We start from the raw sequence: 16,364 nt of genomic DNA, 5'->3' as shown, positions 1-16,364 counted from the left end.
GTGGATAGCCCTTATATTTATACAGGTATATTTGCCACGTCATGAGCGCTTCGATTGCCTGCCCCGAGGACATCCATCCATCGCTGTGGCGCGCTTCGCAGCTCGCTCAGGGTCGCGGCCGGGTTGTCGACACCGGGTATCCCGCGTTGTCCAGGGAGCTGCCAGGCGGAGGATGGCCGCTTGCGGCGCTCGTGGACCTGCTCGTGCAACATCCCGGCGTTGGCGAACTGCGGCTGCTGCGTCCGGCGTTGAGTGCAACCTCGAAGGGAACAATTGCCTTCGTCAATGCACCGCACCAGCCTGACGGCCTTGGGCTGTACCACATTGGTGTACCTATCGACAGGGTTGTTCTGGTCAAAGCGGCGACCACAGCCGATGCGTTGTGGTCCGTCGAACAGCTTCTTCGGGCGGGCACGTGCACCAGCGTCATTTTTTGGGCACTGCACGTCAAGAATTCCTCGTTGAGGCGGCTACACCTGGCCGCTCAATCGGCCGAGAGCCTGTTTGTCATGGTGAGGCCCTTCGCGACGGCGCAAGACGCGTCGCCGGCAATCTTGCGGCTCACTTTGCGACCAACGTCCGAGGGACTGATTGTTGACATCGTAAAGCGCCGAGGCCCGACGCTGGGGGAACCAATTTCCGTGGCGCTGCAGCCGACGCCTGTTCTGCTTTCAAATCGACCCCGGGTTACGCGGCGACCCCTCGAAGAAGTCGGCCAAGTCCCAAGTGCGGTTGAGCCGACGCACGCATAACCGTAGACTTGTAACGCCGCAAAGCCACCGGACGAAATCGGAGGAGCAATGTGCTATTCCGCGCAAATTGAAGCCGACTACAAACGATATGTCAGGATGTTCGGCGCGCACATGGATATCCGCGAATTTGCCCGGCTGTATTGGGAACGCGCGGAGGGACGACTGAAGGCAAAAATCCCGAAGGCGATGGACGAAGCGTTTGCATCGCCGCAGTCTGAAGACGAGCTTGAAATCAAGAAGCTCATCGAGCAGTACAACGTTGCTCAGACTGCGGTGCTCGAGGAAGAGCTCTTTAAGCAGCGCGCACGATTTGTGGCGGCAGAGAGGACACTGCAAACAAAGACAACGAAAGCTGCGACAGAAAGCAAACGCATTGCGACGGACAAAATCGACGCGACGTTGCGCCGGCTCGATGACATCAAGCGCACCGAGAGCGAACCGCAAGACTCACGCATCTTTCCCGGTTACTACGCGCCGGTACTCATCGTCGAAGATGGGCAACGAGTTGTGAAACCCATGCGGTACCAGTGTCGGATTGCGGGCAAGCCCGCAAACTATGACTTCAAATTTCCTGGCACATACAACGCTCGGCGGGATAGCCTGGAAGGGTTTTGGAAGACCCTTTTCGGCTACTCCCACGGACTGATGCTTGTCGACGCGTTTTACGAGAACGTAGCGCGGTCAAAGATGGAAGGACGAGCACTCGCCGACGGTGAGAAAGACGAGAACGTTATCCTTGAATTTCGACCGAACGAGGGGCGGCAAAAGCTTGTGGCGTGTCTGTGGTCAAAGTGGTCGGCGCCCGGTGAGCCGGACCTTTATTCTTTCGCGGCAATCACAGATGAGCCGCCCGAGGAAGTTGCGGCGGCTGGTCATGACCGATGCATCATACCCATAAAGCCTGAACATATCGATGCGTGGCTAAACCCCGACCCGAAGGACCTCGCGGCGCAGTATGCGATTCTTGATGACAGGGACCGGCCGTATTATGAGCATCGGCTAGCAGCCTAAGCCGGAGCTGCAATCGCCCAAATCGAACGACAGCGCAAGGCGGCTACCGCTTGCCCTTCATGGTGAAGGGAGCAAGGAGTGACTGTACGTCGACCTGCTGTCCTTGTAGGAGAAGCAGTCGCGCGTGAAGCACCGTGTTTTCAAGAACAAGCTTCGCCGTGCTCAGCAGGTACATCGCGTGGACGTCGGAGACAGACATGCCCGCCTCAATCACGTGGTGGCGCTCGACGAGTGAATTCATGACGAGGCGCCTGAACTCCTGCTCCGCGAATGGCAGCTCCGCGTAGTCAATGGGGTCCTCGGCTTCGACCTCTCGCAGCATGTCCACAAGCGTTTCGGTGCTCACTTCCACGTATCAGCTCCTTACCTTATTAAGGGCTCGTGCAGCCAAGCTATTCGCACACCTAGCCTAACGGTTCCGGATTCTGCAGTCCAGCCCGAGTCGGCATGAAACACCTATGCAAGGGCTGGCTAGCCGCTTGGGCGCCCAGTACGGCGCTGGTGCGGTCACCGCAGCGTCCGAGCTTGCAAGGGTTCCAAAACGTCGGCCGCCCTGCAGTCAGCCGAGCAAGTCTTGCGCCTGGAACTTTTGCGACTGCCATTTTATAGGCGCACCGCACCACGTTCGGCCATCCCTCGTCTGCACCTCAGCGAGTGCATCGTGACTGCGGACAGGATTTGCCCTTTGTTGGGTTGCAGACAGACAGTCCTTCTGCTGGCTAAGAAGATGAGGAGTGGCTTCACTCGCCCACTTGACAGAGTTGCTCGAAAACTTAGTGGTTAATGTTCCGGACTTGGATTGTGCAGGTTGGACGAAGCACACGTTCCGGATTAGCACTTGCAGGCCGCGCCGAGGGGCTCGTATTGCAACATCAGACGGGGAGAACTCGGACATCATGGACATTAACGACTTGTGGTGTTCAATTGACAAATCGGCGTGGGTGGCCGCGCTTAATCACTATTGGAGCTTCGTCCGTCCTGAGAATCTGGCGTTGGAACTCGCGATGTCAACCCTCGACATCGAGCGACTGCGTAACTTCAGTGCCTTCGACTGGTACGCCTTCCTTGAGGACGAGTACTTTCGCTGGAAATACACGGCCCCTAACCGCTATGCCACCACGACAGCCCATCTTCGCCGCTTCGTCCAAGAGGGCCGTCTGGGCGAGCTCGACACCATCCGGCAAGCGTTGGTGCAATTGGACACGAGCAACATTAGGGCGAGTCTGAACAAAGCCAGCGAAATCCGAGGCTTGGGGACAGCCGGCGCCTCGGGACTGCTTGCGCTAATGTATCCAGCCTCGTTCGCGACGGTAGACCAGTTTGTCGCGCTGCAGCTGCGAGAACTCAATGACTTGCCGGAAAGACAAGAGCTTGCGCGAATGAATCCCACGAATCTCTCTGTACAAAATGGTGTGACGCTCATCGGCATCATGCGGCGCAAGGCAAAAGAACTGAATGACCAGTTCGGCACGAACGAGTGGACTCCCCGCAAAATCGATATGGTCCTATGGTGCAATCGACCGCCGCGACGCAATGCCCGCATGCTGCGGTGCTATCAATGAGCGGACGTCGAAATGTCGACGGCGGTGACTGCTGCTGCATACGCCGCTGTTTCGAATGCAAGAACCTCGGTGCAAAATCGAGCGCTTTGTCTACATCTTTGACCGACAACCGGTCATATTCGTGAAGGCTTGGAATTTGTCACGTGCAGGTGGCAGCAGGGGGCCTGCCAGAGGACATCGACAGCATTAACGTGTTTCGATGGTTGACGTATGCACAGTCGCCAGTCGGCTGCCTGCAAACGGGTCCTGGCTCCAATTGACGCCGGCTTTTGCAGCACCGGGCACTTGCTGCAGTTTGTCGCTCACGGCGAAATGCTCCAGTGATTGGCCCGCGCTGATTGCCTGCTTGAGCCATCGGGGCATCTCGCCTTTGCCCGACCACGTTTCTCCCGTTGCACTGCGATACCTCGCGGATTTCTCGTCGAGGTGGTCCTGTGCTATTGCAGTTGCCACGTCGTCCAACTCAATTCCGAATTCGGCCATTCTGCGGCGCAAGTAAGCGACGATGCTGTCTCGCTTTCGCTCGTCCATTCTGGATTTCCTCTACTTCAAAGACACTGTGGTTTCTAGGTGGGCGTTCCCACCTGTGCGCAAACCCCGTGCCTTCAGAATACCACTATTGATTCGGTACCCATATGGGTCTACCGTTCAATAGCCTATTTCTGCAGTTATGTGGCATAGTGCGGCCATTGCTTATTAAAGGGAAAAGAAAAATGACCACACTGGAAAAGGTACAAGCAAAAATCGCAAAGCTGCAGGCTCAGGCGAGCGCAATGGCTGCAAATCAGTCATCCGGAGCAATCGCAAAGATTCGCGACATTATGGAGCGACACGGTCTGACGACTACGGACATCGAAGCGCACCTTGGTGGCAAGAAGCGTGGGCGCAAGCCGGGCGTCGAGGCTGCCGCAAAGTCGTCGACTTCAGCGGCAAGATATCGCGACCCGAAAAGCGGCGCCACGTGGACCGGTCATGGTCGAGCGCCCGCGTGGATTGCCAAGGCCAAAGACCGCAGTAAGTATCTGATTGAAGGCAATGCCGTCGCTTCGGCACCTGCCGCCAAGAAGACGGCAGCAAAAGCTGGCGCGTATGTGCGTGGTCCTCAGCCGGCCATGTATCTCAATCCGAAGACCGGCGCAACATGGAGCGGCCGCGGCCCCGCGCCGGCATGGTTGGCTGGTGCCAAGGACCGCAGCAAGTTTCTGATTGCAGGTGCAGGAGAGCGCGCGGCGGAGCCGAAGGCGACTGCAGCCGAGAAGGCGTCGGCGAAGAAGGTGGCCACGAAGACGCTGGCTACGAAGAAGAGCGTTGTAGCGGCGAAAAAGGTGAGCGCGAAGAAAGTGGCCGCCAAGAAGACAGCGGCCAAGAAGGTCGTCGTGAAGAAGGCTGCCGCCAGGAAGGCGATGAGCGCAAAGACATCTGCGTCCAGGAAGGCACCGGCAAAGAAAGGGACTGCGAAGAAGGCGGTGCCGGCTGCAAGCAAGAAGGCGTCGACGAATAAAGTATCGATGACAGAGGCGGCCGTGACCGCTCCGATGGTCACAGTCGAGTCTGGCGCCGAGTTGACGACCTAATCGCAGTTGTCAGGTGCCCGGTGGACCAGCGATTTTCTGGTTCCACCGGGTGCACCAACCCGACGACGTTTTATTGCGCCTGCGCTGCCTGACGTTGCGCGGCTTGCTGTTGAGCGTGCTGCTTCGCAAGGTGCCTGCCGACCATACAGCCGCCGACCGCACCAACGACAGCGTGGTGTCCCGCGTAATGTCCAGCGACTCCGCCCACGACCGCGCCTTTGAGGCAGCCGGCGGCGTTTGCTGTGCCTGCCGTCGTAAAGGCCAGCGTCGTTGCAATCAAGGCGGTTCTTATCGGGCTAGCTTTCATTCGAAGATACTCTGAGGTTGGACTTTTCGGATGTGGCGCTTTCCTGCGCTGTTTCAATACCCGCGCCAATCACGATGCTTCTGCCACTCGTGCTCACGCCATTCCTGGCTGCGCCATTGACGTTCACGCCACTCGCGACGTTCGCGCCATTCGCGGGCTCGCCAGTCGTCGTCACCGCCGTACGCGACGGCGACCGGTGCGGGAGCATACACGACGGGAGGTGGCGGTGCGTAGACTGGCTCTGCCGGCGCATACACGGCGCCGGGGATGCCTAAGCCGATGGCGACGTCGACGTGTGCCGATGCTGCAGTTGATGCCGCCAGAACCGCCAGACCAAGTGCTGCGCCAAGAATGTTCTTGTTCATCTTCTCTACTCCTCGCACATTGAGTGCAATGTCAATGACTACGGCTCGGAGTGTAAGGAGCGATGTCGGACACATGTGAAACGGAGGCGCGAGATTGGTAACGCGGCATTACTAGCGTCGGCGTACCGCGAACGCTCTCAGGCACTGCGCTTGTGCCGTGTGTTAGTTGAATTCCAAGAACCCAACGCTCAGGGACCCCGTCGAAGAGTTATCACTCTCTGGAACACGCCGTATCATCCAAGGTGGATTGGCCAGCGCGGGGACTACCCCGTGGACGGTAGTGCGGAGGAAGCCTTTGTGCTTCTTTCGCGCTTTCTTCCCGCAGCGCTAGGCGCTGCGTCTGCCATGTATCACGATATATCTCGGCCCTTAATATAAAAGCCCCACGGTGAGTGGGGCTCGCTATCAGGTTTCGGCCTCTTCTTCTTCTTCTTCGCAGTCGTGGCTTCGCGGGTCGTCTACTGGCAGGTCCTCGCGTTTAAGGAAAAGCTGGCCGCGGAAGTCCCAGTACTCGTAGTCTGTCCAGTCTTCGTCCCACCAGTCCGGCGCGTCGCCTGTTTTCAGCGTCACGCTCTTAAGCACTTCATCCAGGTCTGTCCAGCAGTACTTATCCCCGTAACCCCACCGCACTTCGCGCATGCCGGACTCCCACACAATCACCCGTACACCGTAGTGGCAATCATAGTGCAGGCCCCAGCTTGCCAGCTCGTCACAGCACTGCTCGAACGAAGGCTCCCGGTCGTTCTCGCTCACCCACTCGTTCCGGGCTTGGCCCAGCAGGTGGAGCAGAAAATCGATGGCGTCATATCCGTCGCCACCTCGCTTTAGCATGTCCTCAAGGGAGCAGTTTTCAGCGCTGGTCGCGGTTGGGTACCAGGCTCGCACGAATCGCGCAAGACGGAAGCCGAAGACGTGGTTGTATTTTCCGCCGTCGATGTCAATAAACAGATTTTCGTAGTCGCGGTCGTCCACCTCCGCCACGTGCAAGTCGCACTTGTATTCGCGCCCACTGCCTTCTGCGTCCAATTCCGCCTGACACTGAGCGACATACTCCGCGTGAGTTTGTCCGCAGCTTTCTAGCGAAAGCACGTCCAGTGCGTGGTGCTCATCGCGCGCCTCGTAGTCGCCGAAAAGGTGGCCGGAAGTGGTGTTGCAAATTCGAAAGAGTTTCATTCTGGTGTTCCTTGTTGAGTTTGCTGACACCACATCACGTGTCGTCGACCGGACGCAATCTGCGGCTCATCTTCAGCTGAGGTGTCGCAGCCATATAGCGAATGGATGTTTATCTTGCCGCGAATATGCGTTTCTAAAACTTCAGAAACGCGTGCACAGGGAGCGGGGAAATATTCAACCTTGCTGTAGAGAAGCGCTCGTCGGATATGGTCGGGCAGCTCGGGAGCGAGGCGAGGGCGATGCTTTGTCCGCACGGGAACATTGACGGTACGGATGCGCGCGCCCATCGCCTGCTAATAACTCGCCTACAACTCGGAAAACCCATGGATGGTCTGAAAGAAGTCCTTCTCTCACATAAGACTTTCCAGTTCTGGATTGTGGTGGGCGTCTTGAGCTATGGGGCGAAGCTCCCCCCTAGCCCAGCAGGACGCTGGGCTAGGGGGAGCTTCGCCCCTGAGCCTGCGCGCTGGACTGCGGAGCCGGTCTCTCGTACGGGGCATCGGGGTCGCGTGCATCGCCCCGACTCGGCTGGACTATCACAAGGTATGCACACCTTGCCGCTCACCCTCCAGCCGCTGCTCCCAGGTCGCGCCCCGAGCCTCCCGCTTGGCGCCATTCCGCTGGCCGCGGGGTATCTAGCCCTCTCCTCCAGCCAAGGGTATACGTCGGCGACTTTAAACGCTGCAAGAAATCCAGTTTTGGTGGTTTCGGGCGAGGTTGCTTGCGGACCGCCTTCCGGGACTGCTGGGTCGCCACGGTACCTTGTCGCACGCGGGTCTGAGATGCGAAGAGACCATTCCGGACGCGGAGCAGGGCGGTTCAAGTGCATGGTGATTTCGCTCGACGCACGAGACGCGCCATACTGAGCGGGATAAAGAGCTTCTCTATTGTTGGGCAGCATGCCAGCGGAGTGTAGCTACGGTTCTAAATCAAACGCGGCCCAAAACACCACTAGCAGTGTGCGGCCATGGAGGGAGGTGGTCTGAACACGCGCGCTGGTTGACCAACGGTCCGGCATCTGTTGAACTTTCCGCCGCCGGGTGCCTGTCGAAGGTCCTTAGCGCGTTATCTGGGCTACGATTGCACAGTTGTCGTCGATTGATTGAATCCACTGCTTGGTTTTCGGTGGTTTCGTTTTCGCTACAATGGTTCGGGGAATGCCAGTCACGGGCAGGCCGCAGGTGGGAGATAACCACAGCCATCGGGGGCAGTTTGGCGATTCACACAGTTTCGGGCGCACAGTTCGCTAGGATGTTCTGTCTTCGCCCTACTCAATACGCATGGTTTTTGGGTGCAGGCGCATCGGCGGCAGCCGGCATCCCGACCGGCTACGCAATGATTACCGACTTCAAGAAGCGGATTTTTTGCGAACTCGCCGGCGTGAAGCTCAAGGATGTTGATGCCGACGACCCGCTCTGGATTGGCCGCATCAACTCCTATCTCGAGTCGCGCTCGGACTTGCCCCCACCGGGTGACCCGCGAGAATACGCCACCGCGTTCGAGGCCGTGCACCCCACGCCGGAAGACCGTCGTAACTACATCTCGGCGGCTGTCGAGAAAGGCACGCCGTCGTACGCGCATCGTGTACTCGCCTCTCTCATCACAACGGGCCGGGTTCCGTGCGTTTTCTCGCCCAACTTTGACAATCTGGTCGAAACGGCTGCGATGATGACGGACCAATTGGTCCCGGCGGGCGACCGCGCAAACATCGCGGTGGCTGGTATCGACAACGTCGAGCGGGCGACGCTTGCCCTGCGAGAGAGCCGCCCCCTGCTCGCAAAGATTCACGGCGACTATCAGTCGGTTCACATCAAGAACACCACCGCGGAGCTTCGTCATCAGGACCAGCAGATGCGCCAGGTGCTGACTCTTGCATGCGGTCGGTATGGCCTCGTCATCGTGGGATATAGCGGTCGCGATGAATCAGTCATGCAAGCATTGGCCAGCGCAATTGCACAACCGAACGCGTTCCCAGGTGGAATTCACTGGGTCGCGCGCTCGGCGAAGGACATTCTGCCCGCAGTTCGCGAGTTTCTGGAAGCAGCGGATGCCGCCGGCGTGCGGACCTCTCTCGTAGAATGCCACACGTTTGATGAGCTTGCCGCCGACATCCTCGACAACCTGAGTATGCCGCCAGCGCTTGAGCAGCATATTGGCGAGTTCAACGCACGTGAGGTTCTGCGTCCGGTTCCTTTGCCGACGAAAGACCACGTCTCCTACCCCGTTCTTCGCTGCTCGGCGTTACCTGTTATTTCCATGCCTACGATGGCTCGCCGAATCACCACGGCGAAGCCGCTTACGAGCGCCGACGCCCGGAAGCTGGTTCGAGATGCCGGGGTCTGGGCCATCGTTGCGAGCAACGGGCGGGACGTCGCAGCGTTCGGAGAAGACGCCGCACTCCTTCAAGCCTTTGAGCCGGTTGGTGGACGGTTGGCTGACACAATTGCGCTGTCGCCCGAGCACGACAGCTGGGCGCTCGGTTTGCTCTATGACGCACTCATCCGTGCCGTATGCCGGCGTAGGCCCATCAGAGCACGGATGCGTCGTCAGGGGCACGCCGTAATGGCGCAAGGAGAAACTGATAAGGAAACGTCGGAGGCGCGTGCGCTTCGAGTCGAGCGTCAGGCGAAATTGAAGAACGCGTACTCGGGTTCGCTGTACGGTAAGACGGAACATGGCCACCCCTTCTACGAAGGCGTGCTGCTGCGTCTCGAGCAAGCGGCGAATCGCTGGTGGCTGGCGTTTGAACCAACGACTTTCGTCGATGTGCCTCGCGACCGCTCAGAAGAAGACGAGGGCGATGAATCCGAGAGCTTTGAGCGCAAGCGCTGGGTCGACCCCTCGGTGGACTGGAGACGCGAGCGATGGGCGCGGCGGTACAACAACGTATGGGCGGGAATCATCGATGCTTGGGCACACCTGCTGGCAGGCACTGATGGGGCGGTAGTCCGCGCGACCGGTGTCAAGGAAGATGAAGGTATCGATGCCGTATTCCAGCTTTCTCCGGTGACGGCGTGGAGCCGGCCGGGGCACGATGCACCTTATCTGCATCTTGGGAACTGAAGATGGACTATCAGACATCCAAGCTCCCACCATTTTCACTTCTGGCTGAACCGGAACTCACGTTCAACAGCGAGAATACCGCCCTCGAGGTCAATCCCCTGCGTGGACTCAAGCGTCACGGTGCGTATAACGGCACCGCGTTCGAGGGGTACACGCCGAAGCTCCGCGTGGCGCTTGTGGCACCAGCAGCGGGATGGCCGAAGATTCGGGACCTGGTCGAGACTGTACGCGCTAACCATGCTGCTGGGGACCGGCGCAATTATGTGCCGCATTATCCAGGCTTTGAAGAGCTTTTCCGGGTTCCGATTGTTGCTGCGCCGAAAGGCGTCCACATCAAGTGGCCCGATGACCTGATGGCGCTGGGCGGCGGGGGGGCGCCACACGAGCGACTGTTTGCGGCAATGTCCGAGGCAATGGTGCGCTTGAATGCGATGCATGACGAGTTCGATGTTGTAATCGTGCATCTGCCGGACAGATGGGAAATGGCGTTTACCGGGTTGGGATTCGACGCCCACGACGCATTGAAAGCGTTGGGCGCTCAATATGCAATTCCGACGCAGGTCGTAAACGACCGTGTCTTTAGCTTCAAGTACAAGGCCTCGCTCGCCTGGCGTCTGTCTATTGCGCTGTTCGTCAAGGCAGGGGGCGTGCCGTGGAAACTCGCCCCGATGGAGGGGGTGCCGGAGGACACGGCATACGTTGGTCTAGCTTACGCGCTGCGCGGTGACCCACGCGCGGCACAATTCGTGACCTGTTGCTCGCAGGTTTTCGACGCCGACGGTGGAGGGATGCAGTTCGTCGCCTTCGAGGCTCGCGACCCCGTCGCAGACGTCCAAGAAGCCCGCCGAAATCCTTTCCTCAGTCGTAGTGACATGCGAGCAGTGATGGCGCGCAGCCTGAATCTTTACCTCAAGCGCAACGGCGGTCGGCTGCCGCGCCGGCTTGTCATCCACAAAACGACATCATTTAAGGAAGAGGAGCTGCGTGGTGTCTTTGACGCGTTCTCCACCGTGAAGGAGGTCGAATGCCTCGAAATAGGCAGTAGGGGTACGTGGCGCGGAGTCTGGTTGGTGGCAAGTAGCAAAAAGGGTGTGCATAGCGAACCGGACCGGGCGCCTGTCCCGCGTGGTGCGATGCTGATGCGTACGGGCAATTCGGCGTTGGTCTGGGTCGCAGGCAATGCGCCCACCGCCAGTCTCGGTGACAAGCTCTTCTACCAAGGCGCGAAGAGCATCCCGAAGCCGCTGAACATCATTCGTCACGCGGGTAGTGGACCGCTCGAAATAGCGGCCTTAGAAACAGTTGCGCTGACGAAGATGGACTGGAATAACGACGCACTGTATGACCCTGTTCCAGTGACTATCCGCTATTCACAGAAACTTGCGAAAACCATAGCTAATGTTCCGGGCTTACCAGGCAACCACTATCCTTATCGCTTGTTCATGTGAAACAAGAGGAACGCCGACGGTGTTGAAATGAACGCAGCGCGACAGACAGAGCGGCTGGCTCCCGACGTCTTTACCCAGGAGACCAGGTGATGGCACCGTTGTCGAAGCTTTCTATCAAGCGGCGCATAAGAGGTCTCGGCGTGGCGGTTAATCGTTGCGAAAGCGACGTGGCAACGCTTGTCGGTACGGTGCTGCGCATGTGGTGTAAGACTGCTTTTCCTGGGCTTCCCAAGCCGTCTCTGCCATATTCAAAGGCTCTTGCCGATGAGCCGGAGTTGGCCGCATTTGTCTCGTCCCTCAGTCATATGACTTTTCTGGATGCGACATATTGGCTCAGCTCGTCATACGCAATGCTGGCTGACGAAGGCCATCGGAGACAGCTTGCGATGTATTTCACGCCGGCATCGATTACTGACGGGCTGCTAGATGACCTGATGGCTCAAGGCGTCGATTTCGGAAGTCAGACCTTCTTGGACCCGGCCTGCGGCGGCGCAGCTTTTTTGGCACCGATTGCGCAGCGCATGCGAACAGCGCTGAGGAAACGGGGATTCACATCCCTTAGGTTGCTTAAGCACATTGAAAAGCATCTCTACGGCGCGGACCTGGACAAGACGTTGTGCATACTGTCCCGGCACTTTCTGTGCATGGCCCTGTACGACGATATCCAAGAGACTGGCTACGTTCCGTCGTTCATGGTCCATGTGGCGAATTCGCTGACGCAATTGGGCCCAGTTCTCGGGACGGTGGACGTGGTCGTTTGCAATCCGCCATATCGGAAGATGACGGCCGAGGAGCTACTACCCCTGCGCCCTGTATATGCGGACGTTATTGAGGCCCAGCCAAATCTTTACGCGCTTTTTATAACGCTTTGCGTGCGCCTGCTGCGTATCGGCGGCTATGCCGCGTTGGTCACGCCGACAAGTTTCCTGTCCGGGCAGTACTTCGGGTGCCTGCGCAAGTTCCTCCTCCGAAACACGGATGTGGCACATATCGGTATGGTCAGTGACAGACAGGGCGTGTTCATCGACGTTGAGCAAGAAACCGCACTGACCGTGCTGCGTCGGCGCACCGAAGAGGACCGTACATTTGTGAAAGCCAATGTGTCGGTCGTGTCAGTTACTGGTCAGTACACGAATGTCGGCGAATGCGTGCTTCCCAACGCCGGCTCTGTATGGCCCATTCCCCGCTCCGTCGACGATGTGGTTCTTCTTAAGAGGGCGGCGCTCTCTCGGTTCCGACTCTCAGACTACGGTTATCGCGTACGCATCGGCGCATACGTATGGAATCGCGACAAGCGCCCCAAGTTCGAATCACTCAATGATGCTCGCCGGGTAAAGGCGCACACGGCCATGCCTTTGATGTGGTCACGAGACATCGTTCTTGGCGGAATCGTTCGTCTGGAAGACAAGCCTTCCTATAACGGCGAGCATCGCTTCGTGGATTTGGGCAACAAGAGGCATACGTCGGTGGTTACGTCACCCTGCGTGGTCATGCAGCGTGTGACGTCAAATGACCAGCCTCGTCGGCTGGTGGCGGCAGCAGTATCGCCGGGCGTCTTCGACGCCTATGGCGGATTCATCGGTGAAAACCACATTGTCATCATAGAGGCGGTGAGCGAAAAGCCGGCGCTGCCTCCGACGAAGCTCGCCAAGCTGTTGAGCGCGCGGACGGTGGACCGGTATTTCAGGTGCATCTCCGGCGCCACGAATGTGTCAGCGTTTGAACTCAAGCAGCTCGCCTTGCCGGACCCGCGGGCGCTCATCGCGGCCGCGGTCGGTGGCAGGTCGATGGACGACGCGGTGAATGTAGCGTTCGGACTCGTTCTAGGAAATGACTCGACAGAGCATCAAACAGTACGGATGTCGCAATGTCTCGATTGAAGTCCTTGGCAGTGCGCAAAGCCGACCAGGCGAAAGCTCGAGAAAAGCTTGCTGAACTCGCGCGAAAGCTGACTGTTCAGCCGATGGGACGGACACGTCGACCGGCCAAATCCAAAGCACCTCCAGCCGCCCCCCCTGCACAGCCGACGCCGACGCGTGTGGAACGACCGTGGGCAAAGATTCGCGCCGGAATTGCGCCTCTGACCTACTTTTCTCGCACAGCGAGCGTGCCCATCGCTCCGCAGCCCTGGGCGAAGCAACTTGTGAGCACGATGCTCGCTGCTGCTGACCAAGGTGGGGTATCACTTTGCTTGGTCTGGCCTGCCAAGTTGACGTCTTTGCCGTTGCTGCATGCCTTGGCAGACATCGAGAGGGTATTCGCCAAGGATTTGCGTGGCATACGGACCTTGCTCTATCCGGGCACCCATGCCTGTCGCGCGCCGCTCCACAGCGTTGTCGCCAACCGCGAATTACTGAGCGCTTTCTATCGCAGTCTGTGGGTGCAGGAGAATGACTCTTTCGAAATGAAGTCATGCACGGAATCGCCAGCGTTCCTGGCCGCACTATGGGCTTTGAACGACCTTAGTCAGCACAACCCTGACTCTCCCGACCCCTCACTCGCCGAACTCATTCCGACGTTCGTTTTTGACCCCACCAAGCTTACTTGGACCTCAACAATCTCTAATCCGCTCGAACGCACTCTCGCGAAGGTCGAGCGCCTCGCGCTTCGGCGCGACCTGCGCGAGAAGGTCCGCCTTGAGTGGGATGTTCCTGACAAGGCCCCCGGCGCCCTCATGGTTGTGCATCACTCGGCGAAGAAGGGTGCGTGGCGGACGGCATTGAGTGCCTCGGCATTGAAGGGGCAGGGGCGTCCAGAGGTCTTGCTGCTTGACGCGACAGATGCCGCAACACGCACGAACTATGCTGCCGTTAAGCGCATTCCTAGTTTCCTATCGCTTGCGCACGAGAATGGCTGCTCCGATATGGGGGCCGTTATTGTGACAGATGACCCAAAGACCTTCTTCATCCTGCGCGCGCAACTCCATGAATCCAAGGTCACATTTACATCGAAAGTGTGGGCAGCGGAAGCTGACGAAACGTTGCTCGCGACGCATCCGGTTGCTCCCGACTGGCGTCCAGTGCAGCGCAACAATTCGAACTTCAGCGTCAGTGTCGTCGACCGAGACGCATCGCAGCTTGCTCTGGCGTTTCAACGTCTAGCGGCGTCGGTAGACAATGAGGAAGGTCCGGCCCACCAAGCGCTACTTCATGCGTGCATGTATATCTTGCGGTTGTCAAATATGCCTGCGGGATATACCGACCTCACCGCGATGTCGGCAGAGGTTGATGAAGGCGACTATAGTAGCCAGCAAAATGCCTGGGCACCTGTGAAGCTCGCACTCGTAGCAGCGCTTGCGTCTGGAGCGTTGAACGAGATTCGCGACTCCGTGGAACGAACGATTGCGCGCGCGGAAAGGCTCATCGATGACTGGAGCGATGCCACGCCTATGGCGTCTCGCATGCTGGCTGAACTCCGGAAATATGCGGTCCACAGCCGGCAGGGCATCTCGCTAGTGCTGCCAAGCAAGAGGTATGTGCTGCTCGCTCATCGCTTTCTCGAGCGGAAGCTTGGCAACGACTGGTCCGCTGCCGAGGCGCGCATTGAATGGCACACACTCTCCGCCGTCAACAAGACACTCTCCGGCGAACGGAAAGGCAAGCACCTGGCGTTCGTTGGTATCAATCCCGATGTGCTTCGCGTCTTGGTGACACACCCGGAAGTGCCTCACGGCACCTTGGTCTTGGTCGCCTATCGACAAGCTGAAGCAACCCTAAAGACGCTGACCAGTATGAAGGAGATAGAGGAGTTTAAGGCTTACCGAGGGCGTATCGGTTTACTGGCCTTGGAGCTCGAACGGCGCCTCGCCGAGATTCCGAATCCCTTGGTCATCGGCAAACTCCGCGAGATGCCGCTGACGTTCAAGTTTGACGAGAATGGGCATAACGCTCAAAGCAGTGAACAGACATATTTCAAGTTCGAGCTTGAAGGTGGTGGCCGGGCGTATGTCTCTGGATGGGTTTACCGTTATGCACCTGATGAAGACCCACCATTCCGGCGCGTAACCGCGAGCCAAATTGAGCCTGGCGATTTCATCTTCGATATGAGCGATGAGTTGCGTGCCAAGCTGGAGTCGTCGCTTCAGTTGAACGGTGACGGGACAAGTTCTGTGGTAGACCCCATACGGATGTTGCTTAAGCTTTACCACGATGATGTGCAAAGGCGCTGCACGTTACTGTTCAAATGCACCACGCGGTCGGCGCTAGCACGCGTGATTCATGCCAAGATGGTCGAGCTGGACCCCAAAGCGGTGGAGTGCAAACCGAGTCGCGTGTACTACTGGTTGTCACTGCAAGCGGCGAACGACACGCGCGCTCATGCGCCCCAGGATGCCAAGTACTTCAATGTCTTCTGTAGGGCCTTGGGAATCAGCAATGAAGCCGCCGAACAGCACTGGGCATTCGTCCGTAACGCGCGGCGTTTAAACCAACATCTCGGGAGAGAGCTGGTCGCCCGGTACGCCGAAATACTCTTCCAGCCTGATAGTGCAGCGGCGTATCGCAAGGTGCCCGAGGCCGTCATCCGGGACCTCCAGCAGGAAGCGCTGCACTGTGTCTATCGAGTCGAACGCGTTGTGCCGCCTCCGGCACGTGTGACCACAAGCAAGAAAGGGGAAACCAATGCCCATCCTCAGTGAGAATCCGCGCGGCATTCACCCGGCCTACAAAGAGGCCGTTGTCGACAGCTTGCTCAATGGACTATCTGCGCGACTTGCCGGCCGGGGTGAATTCTACAAGGTCGTTTACGGCACAAAGCCGAGCGCGGCATTGATGTCGGAATTCATCGTGCCGATGCCTGCCGAGGAGCGCGCCGGTGATGAGGAGGCGGACCCCATTCGCATCAGCGCGCACGGCATGGACTTTCAGATTCGCTCGTCTGCGGTGGGCACAACTCTCGGCGTATCGCTGACTGGTGCCGTGTACGTCCGAATCCTGCCGACCGAGGACGAGGTGAAGCTTGGGGGGCGGCTGGAAGCCACGTTTCCGCTGACCAGAGAGGCTCGTGCTGAAATTCGAAGTAAGGTCAAGGACGCGCTGACCAGGCTCATCACTGCGCTGCCTGGCGGCAAGACGAATCCGGACTGGGCCGTGAAGAGCTAGAAGGCGCGCA

General features: G+C 58.5%; 14 protein-coding genes. 9 read left to right on the top strand and 5 right to left on the bottom strand.

Annotated features, from left to right (window positions below; genetic code table 11):
* Positions 1-41: 41 nt before the first annotated feature.
* On the top strand, positions 42-752 hold the full coding sequence (gene imuA, locus BN2476_RS35215; protein ID WP_087738811.1) for a translesion DNA synthesis-associated protein ImuA: 711 nt from the start codon (positions 42-44) through the stop codon (positions 750-752).
* 48 nt (positions 753-800) lie between these two features.
* Entirely contained in the window at positions 801-1,763 is a 963-nt protein-coding gene (locus tag BN2476_RS35210; protein WP_087738810.1) for an SOS response-associated peptidase family protein, read from the top strand.
* Positions 1,764-1,806: 43 nt separating this feature from the next.
* On the opposite strand, the gene BN2476_RS35205 is transcribed toward BN2476_RS35210, so the two are convergent.
* On the bottom strand, positions 1,807-2,115 hold the full coding sequence (locus BN2476_RS35205; protein WP_087738809.1) for a hypothetical protein: 309 nt from the start codon (positions 2,113-2,115) through the stop codon (positions 1,807-1,809).
* A 544-nt stretch (positions 2,116-2,659) separates the two neighbouring features.
* Between BN2476_RS35205 and BN2476_RS35200 the strand changes: the two genes are divergently transcribed.
* Positions 2,660-3,325 (top strand): hypothetical protein, encoded by a 666-nt coding sequence (locus BN2476_RS35200; protein ID WP_087738808.1) that lies wholly within the window; start codon positions 2,660-2,662, stop codon positions 3,323-3,325.
* A gap of 186 nt (positions 3,326-3,511) precedes the next feature.
* Here BN2476_RS35200 and BN2476_RS35195 read toward each other — a convergent pair whose 3' ends face one another.
* Positions 3,512-3,856 carry an H-NS histone family protein gene (locus tag BN2476_RS35195; RefSeq protein WP_087738807.1) on the bottom strand — a complete coding sequence of 115 codons (345 nt, stop codon included), beginning with the start codon at positions 3,854-3,856 and terminating at the stop codon, positions 3,512-3,514.
* A 182-nt stretch (positions 3,857-4,038) separates the two neighbouring features.
* Between BN2476_RS35195 and BN2476_RS35190 the strand changes: the two genes are divergently transcribed.
* Positions 4,039-4,899, top strand: a complete 861-nt coding sequence (locus BN2476_RS35190; RefSeq protein WP_087738806.1) for an H-NS histone family protein — start codon at positions 4,039-4,041, stop codon at positions 4,897-4,899.
* A gap of 70 nt (positions 4,900-4,969) precedes the next feature.
* Here the strand turns inward: BN2476_RS35190 and BN2476_RS48740 are convergent, their stop codons facing one another.
* The 3 genes from BN2476_RS48740 to BN2476_RS35175 form a co-directional block, all read right to left on the bottom strand.
* The gene (locus tag BN2476_RS48740) at positions 4,970-5,206 is read right to left on the bottom strand and encodes a hypothetical protein (RefSeq protein ID WP_087738805.1); all 237 of its coding nucleotides are present in this window, start codon (positions 5,204-5,206) and stop codon (positions 4,970-4,972) included.
* Between the two features lie 53 nt (positions 5,207-5,259).
* Positions 5,260-5,571: a hypothetical protein gene (locus tag BN2476_RS35180; protein ID WP_087738804.1), complete on the bottom strand. Its 312-nt coding sequence runs from the start codon at positions 5,569-5,571 to the stop codon at positions 5,260-5,262.
* Between the two features lie 405 nt (positions 5,572-5,976).
* Positions 5,977-6,744, bottom strand: a complete 768-nt coding sequence (locus tag BN2476_RS35175) for a hypothetical protein (protein ID WP_087738803.1) — start codon at positions 6,742-6,744, stop codon at positions 5,977-5,979.
* Between the two features lie 1,335 nt (positions 6,745-8,079).
* On the opposite strand from BN2476_RS35175, the gene BN2476_RS35170 reads away from it, so the two are divergent.
* The 5 genes from BN2476_RS35170 to BN2476_RS47500 all read left to right on the top strand — a co-directional run bounded on the left by BN2476_RS35170 (position 8,080) and on the right by BN2476_RS47500 (position 16,354).
* A complete protein-coding gene (locus BN2476_RS35170) occupies positions 8,080-9,807 on the top strand; it encodes an SIR2 family protein (RefSeq protein ID WP_218274571.1) in 1,728 nt (575 codons plus the stop codon).
* 2 nt (positions 9,808-9,809) lie between these two features.
* Positions 9,810-11,255, top strand: coding sequence for an argonaute/piwi family protein (locus BN2476_RS35165; RefSeq protein WP_087738801.1), 1,446 nt, complete (start codon positions 9,810-9,812; stop codon positions 11,253-11,255).
* A gap of 89 nt (positions 11,256-11,344) precedes the next feature.
* Complete coding sequence (locus BN2476_RS35160) at positions 11,345-13,135, top strand: HsdM family class I SAM-dependent methyltransferase (protein WP_235851100.1); 1,791 nt, start codon at positions 11,345-11,347, stop codon at positions 13,133-13,135.
* 263 nt (positions 13,136-13,398) lie between these two features.
* Positions 13,399-15,891, top strand: coding sequence for a hypothetical protein (locus tag BN2476_RS35155; protein WP_173819697.1), 2,493 nt, complete (start codon positions 13,399-13,401; stop codon positions 15,889-15,891).
* A complete protein-coding gene (locus BN2476_RS47500; protein WP_173819696.1) occupies positions 15,875-16,354 on the top strand; it encodes a hypothetical protein in 480 nt (159 codons plus the stop codon). Before BN2476_RS35155 ends, BN2476_RS47500 begins: the two co-directional genes overlap by 17 nt.
* The last annotated feature ends 10 nt before the right edge of the window (positions 16,355-16,364 follow it).

This window comes from Paraburkholderia piptadeniae, assembly GCF_900007165.1.
Lineage (GTDB): Bacteria > Pseudomonadota > Gammaproteobacteria > Burkholderiales > Burkholderiaceae > Paraburkholderia > Paraburkholderia piptadeniae.
This window is presented reverse-complemented; position numbering and strand designations above follow the sequence as displayed.

Coding starts and splice junctions, on each gene's coding strand:
- imuA (WP_087738811.1), top strand. CDS start 42: ATGAGCGCTTCGATTGCCTGCCCCGAGGACATCCATCCATCGCTGTGG.
- BN2476_RS35210 (WP_087738810.1), top strand. CDS start 801: ATGTGCTATTCCGCGCAAATTGAAGCCGACTACAAACGATATGTCAGG.
- BN2476_RS35200 (WP_087738808.1), top strand. CDS start 2,660: ATGGACATTAACGACTTGTGGTGTTCAATTGACAAATCGGCGTGGGTG.
- BN2476_RS35195 (WP_087738807.1), bottom strand. CDS start 3,856: ATGGACGAGCGAAAGCGAGACAGCATCGTCGCTTACTTGCGCCGCAGA.
- BN2476_RS35190 (WP_087738806.1), top strand. CDS start 4,039: ATGACCACACTGGAAAAGGTACAAGCAAAAATCGCAAAGCTGCAGGCT.
- BN2476_RS48740 (WP_087738805.1), bottom strand. CDS start 5,206: ATGAAAGCTAGCCCGATAAGAACCGCCTTGATTGCAACGACGCTGGCC.
- BN2476_RS35180 (WP_087738804.1), bottom strand. CDS start 5,571: ATGAACAAGAACATTCTTGGCGCAGCACTTGGTCTGGCGGTTCTGGCG.
- BN2476_RS35175 (WP_087738803.1), bottom strand. CDS start 6,744: ATGAAACTCTTTCGAATTTGCAACACCACTTCCGGCCACCTTTTCGGC.
- BN2476_RS35170 (WP_218274571.1), top strand. CDS start 8,080: ATGATTACCGACTTCAAGAAGCGGATTTTTTGCGAACTCGCCGGCGTG.
- BN2476_RS35165 (WP_087738801.1), top strand. CDS start 9,810: ATGGACTATCAGACATCCAAGCTCCCACCATTTTCACTTCTGGCTGAA.
- BN2476_RS35160 (WP_235851100.1), top strand. CDS start 11,345: ATGGCACCGTTGTCGAAGCTTTCTATCAAGCGGCGCATAAGAGGTCTC.
- BN2476_RS47500 (WP_173819696.1), top strand. CDS start 15,875: ATGCCCATCCTCAGTGAGAATCCGCGCGGCATTCACCCGGCCTACAAA.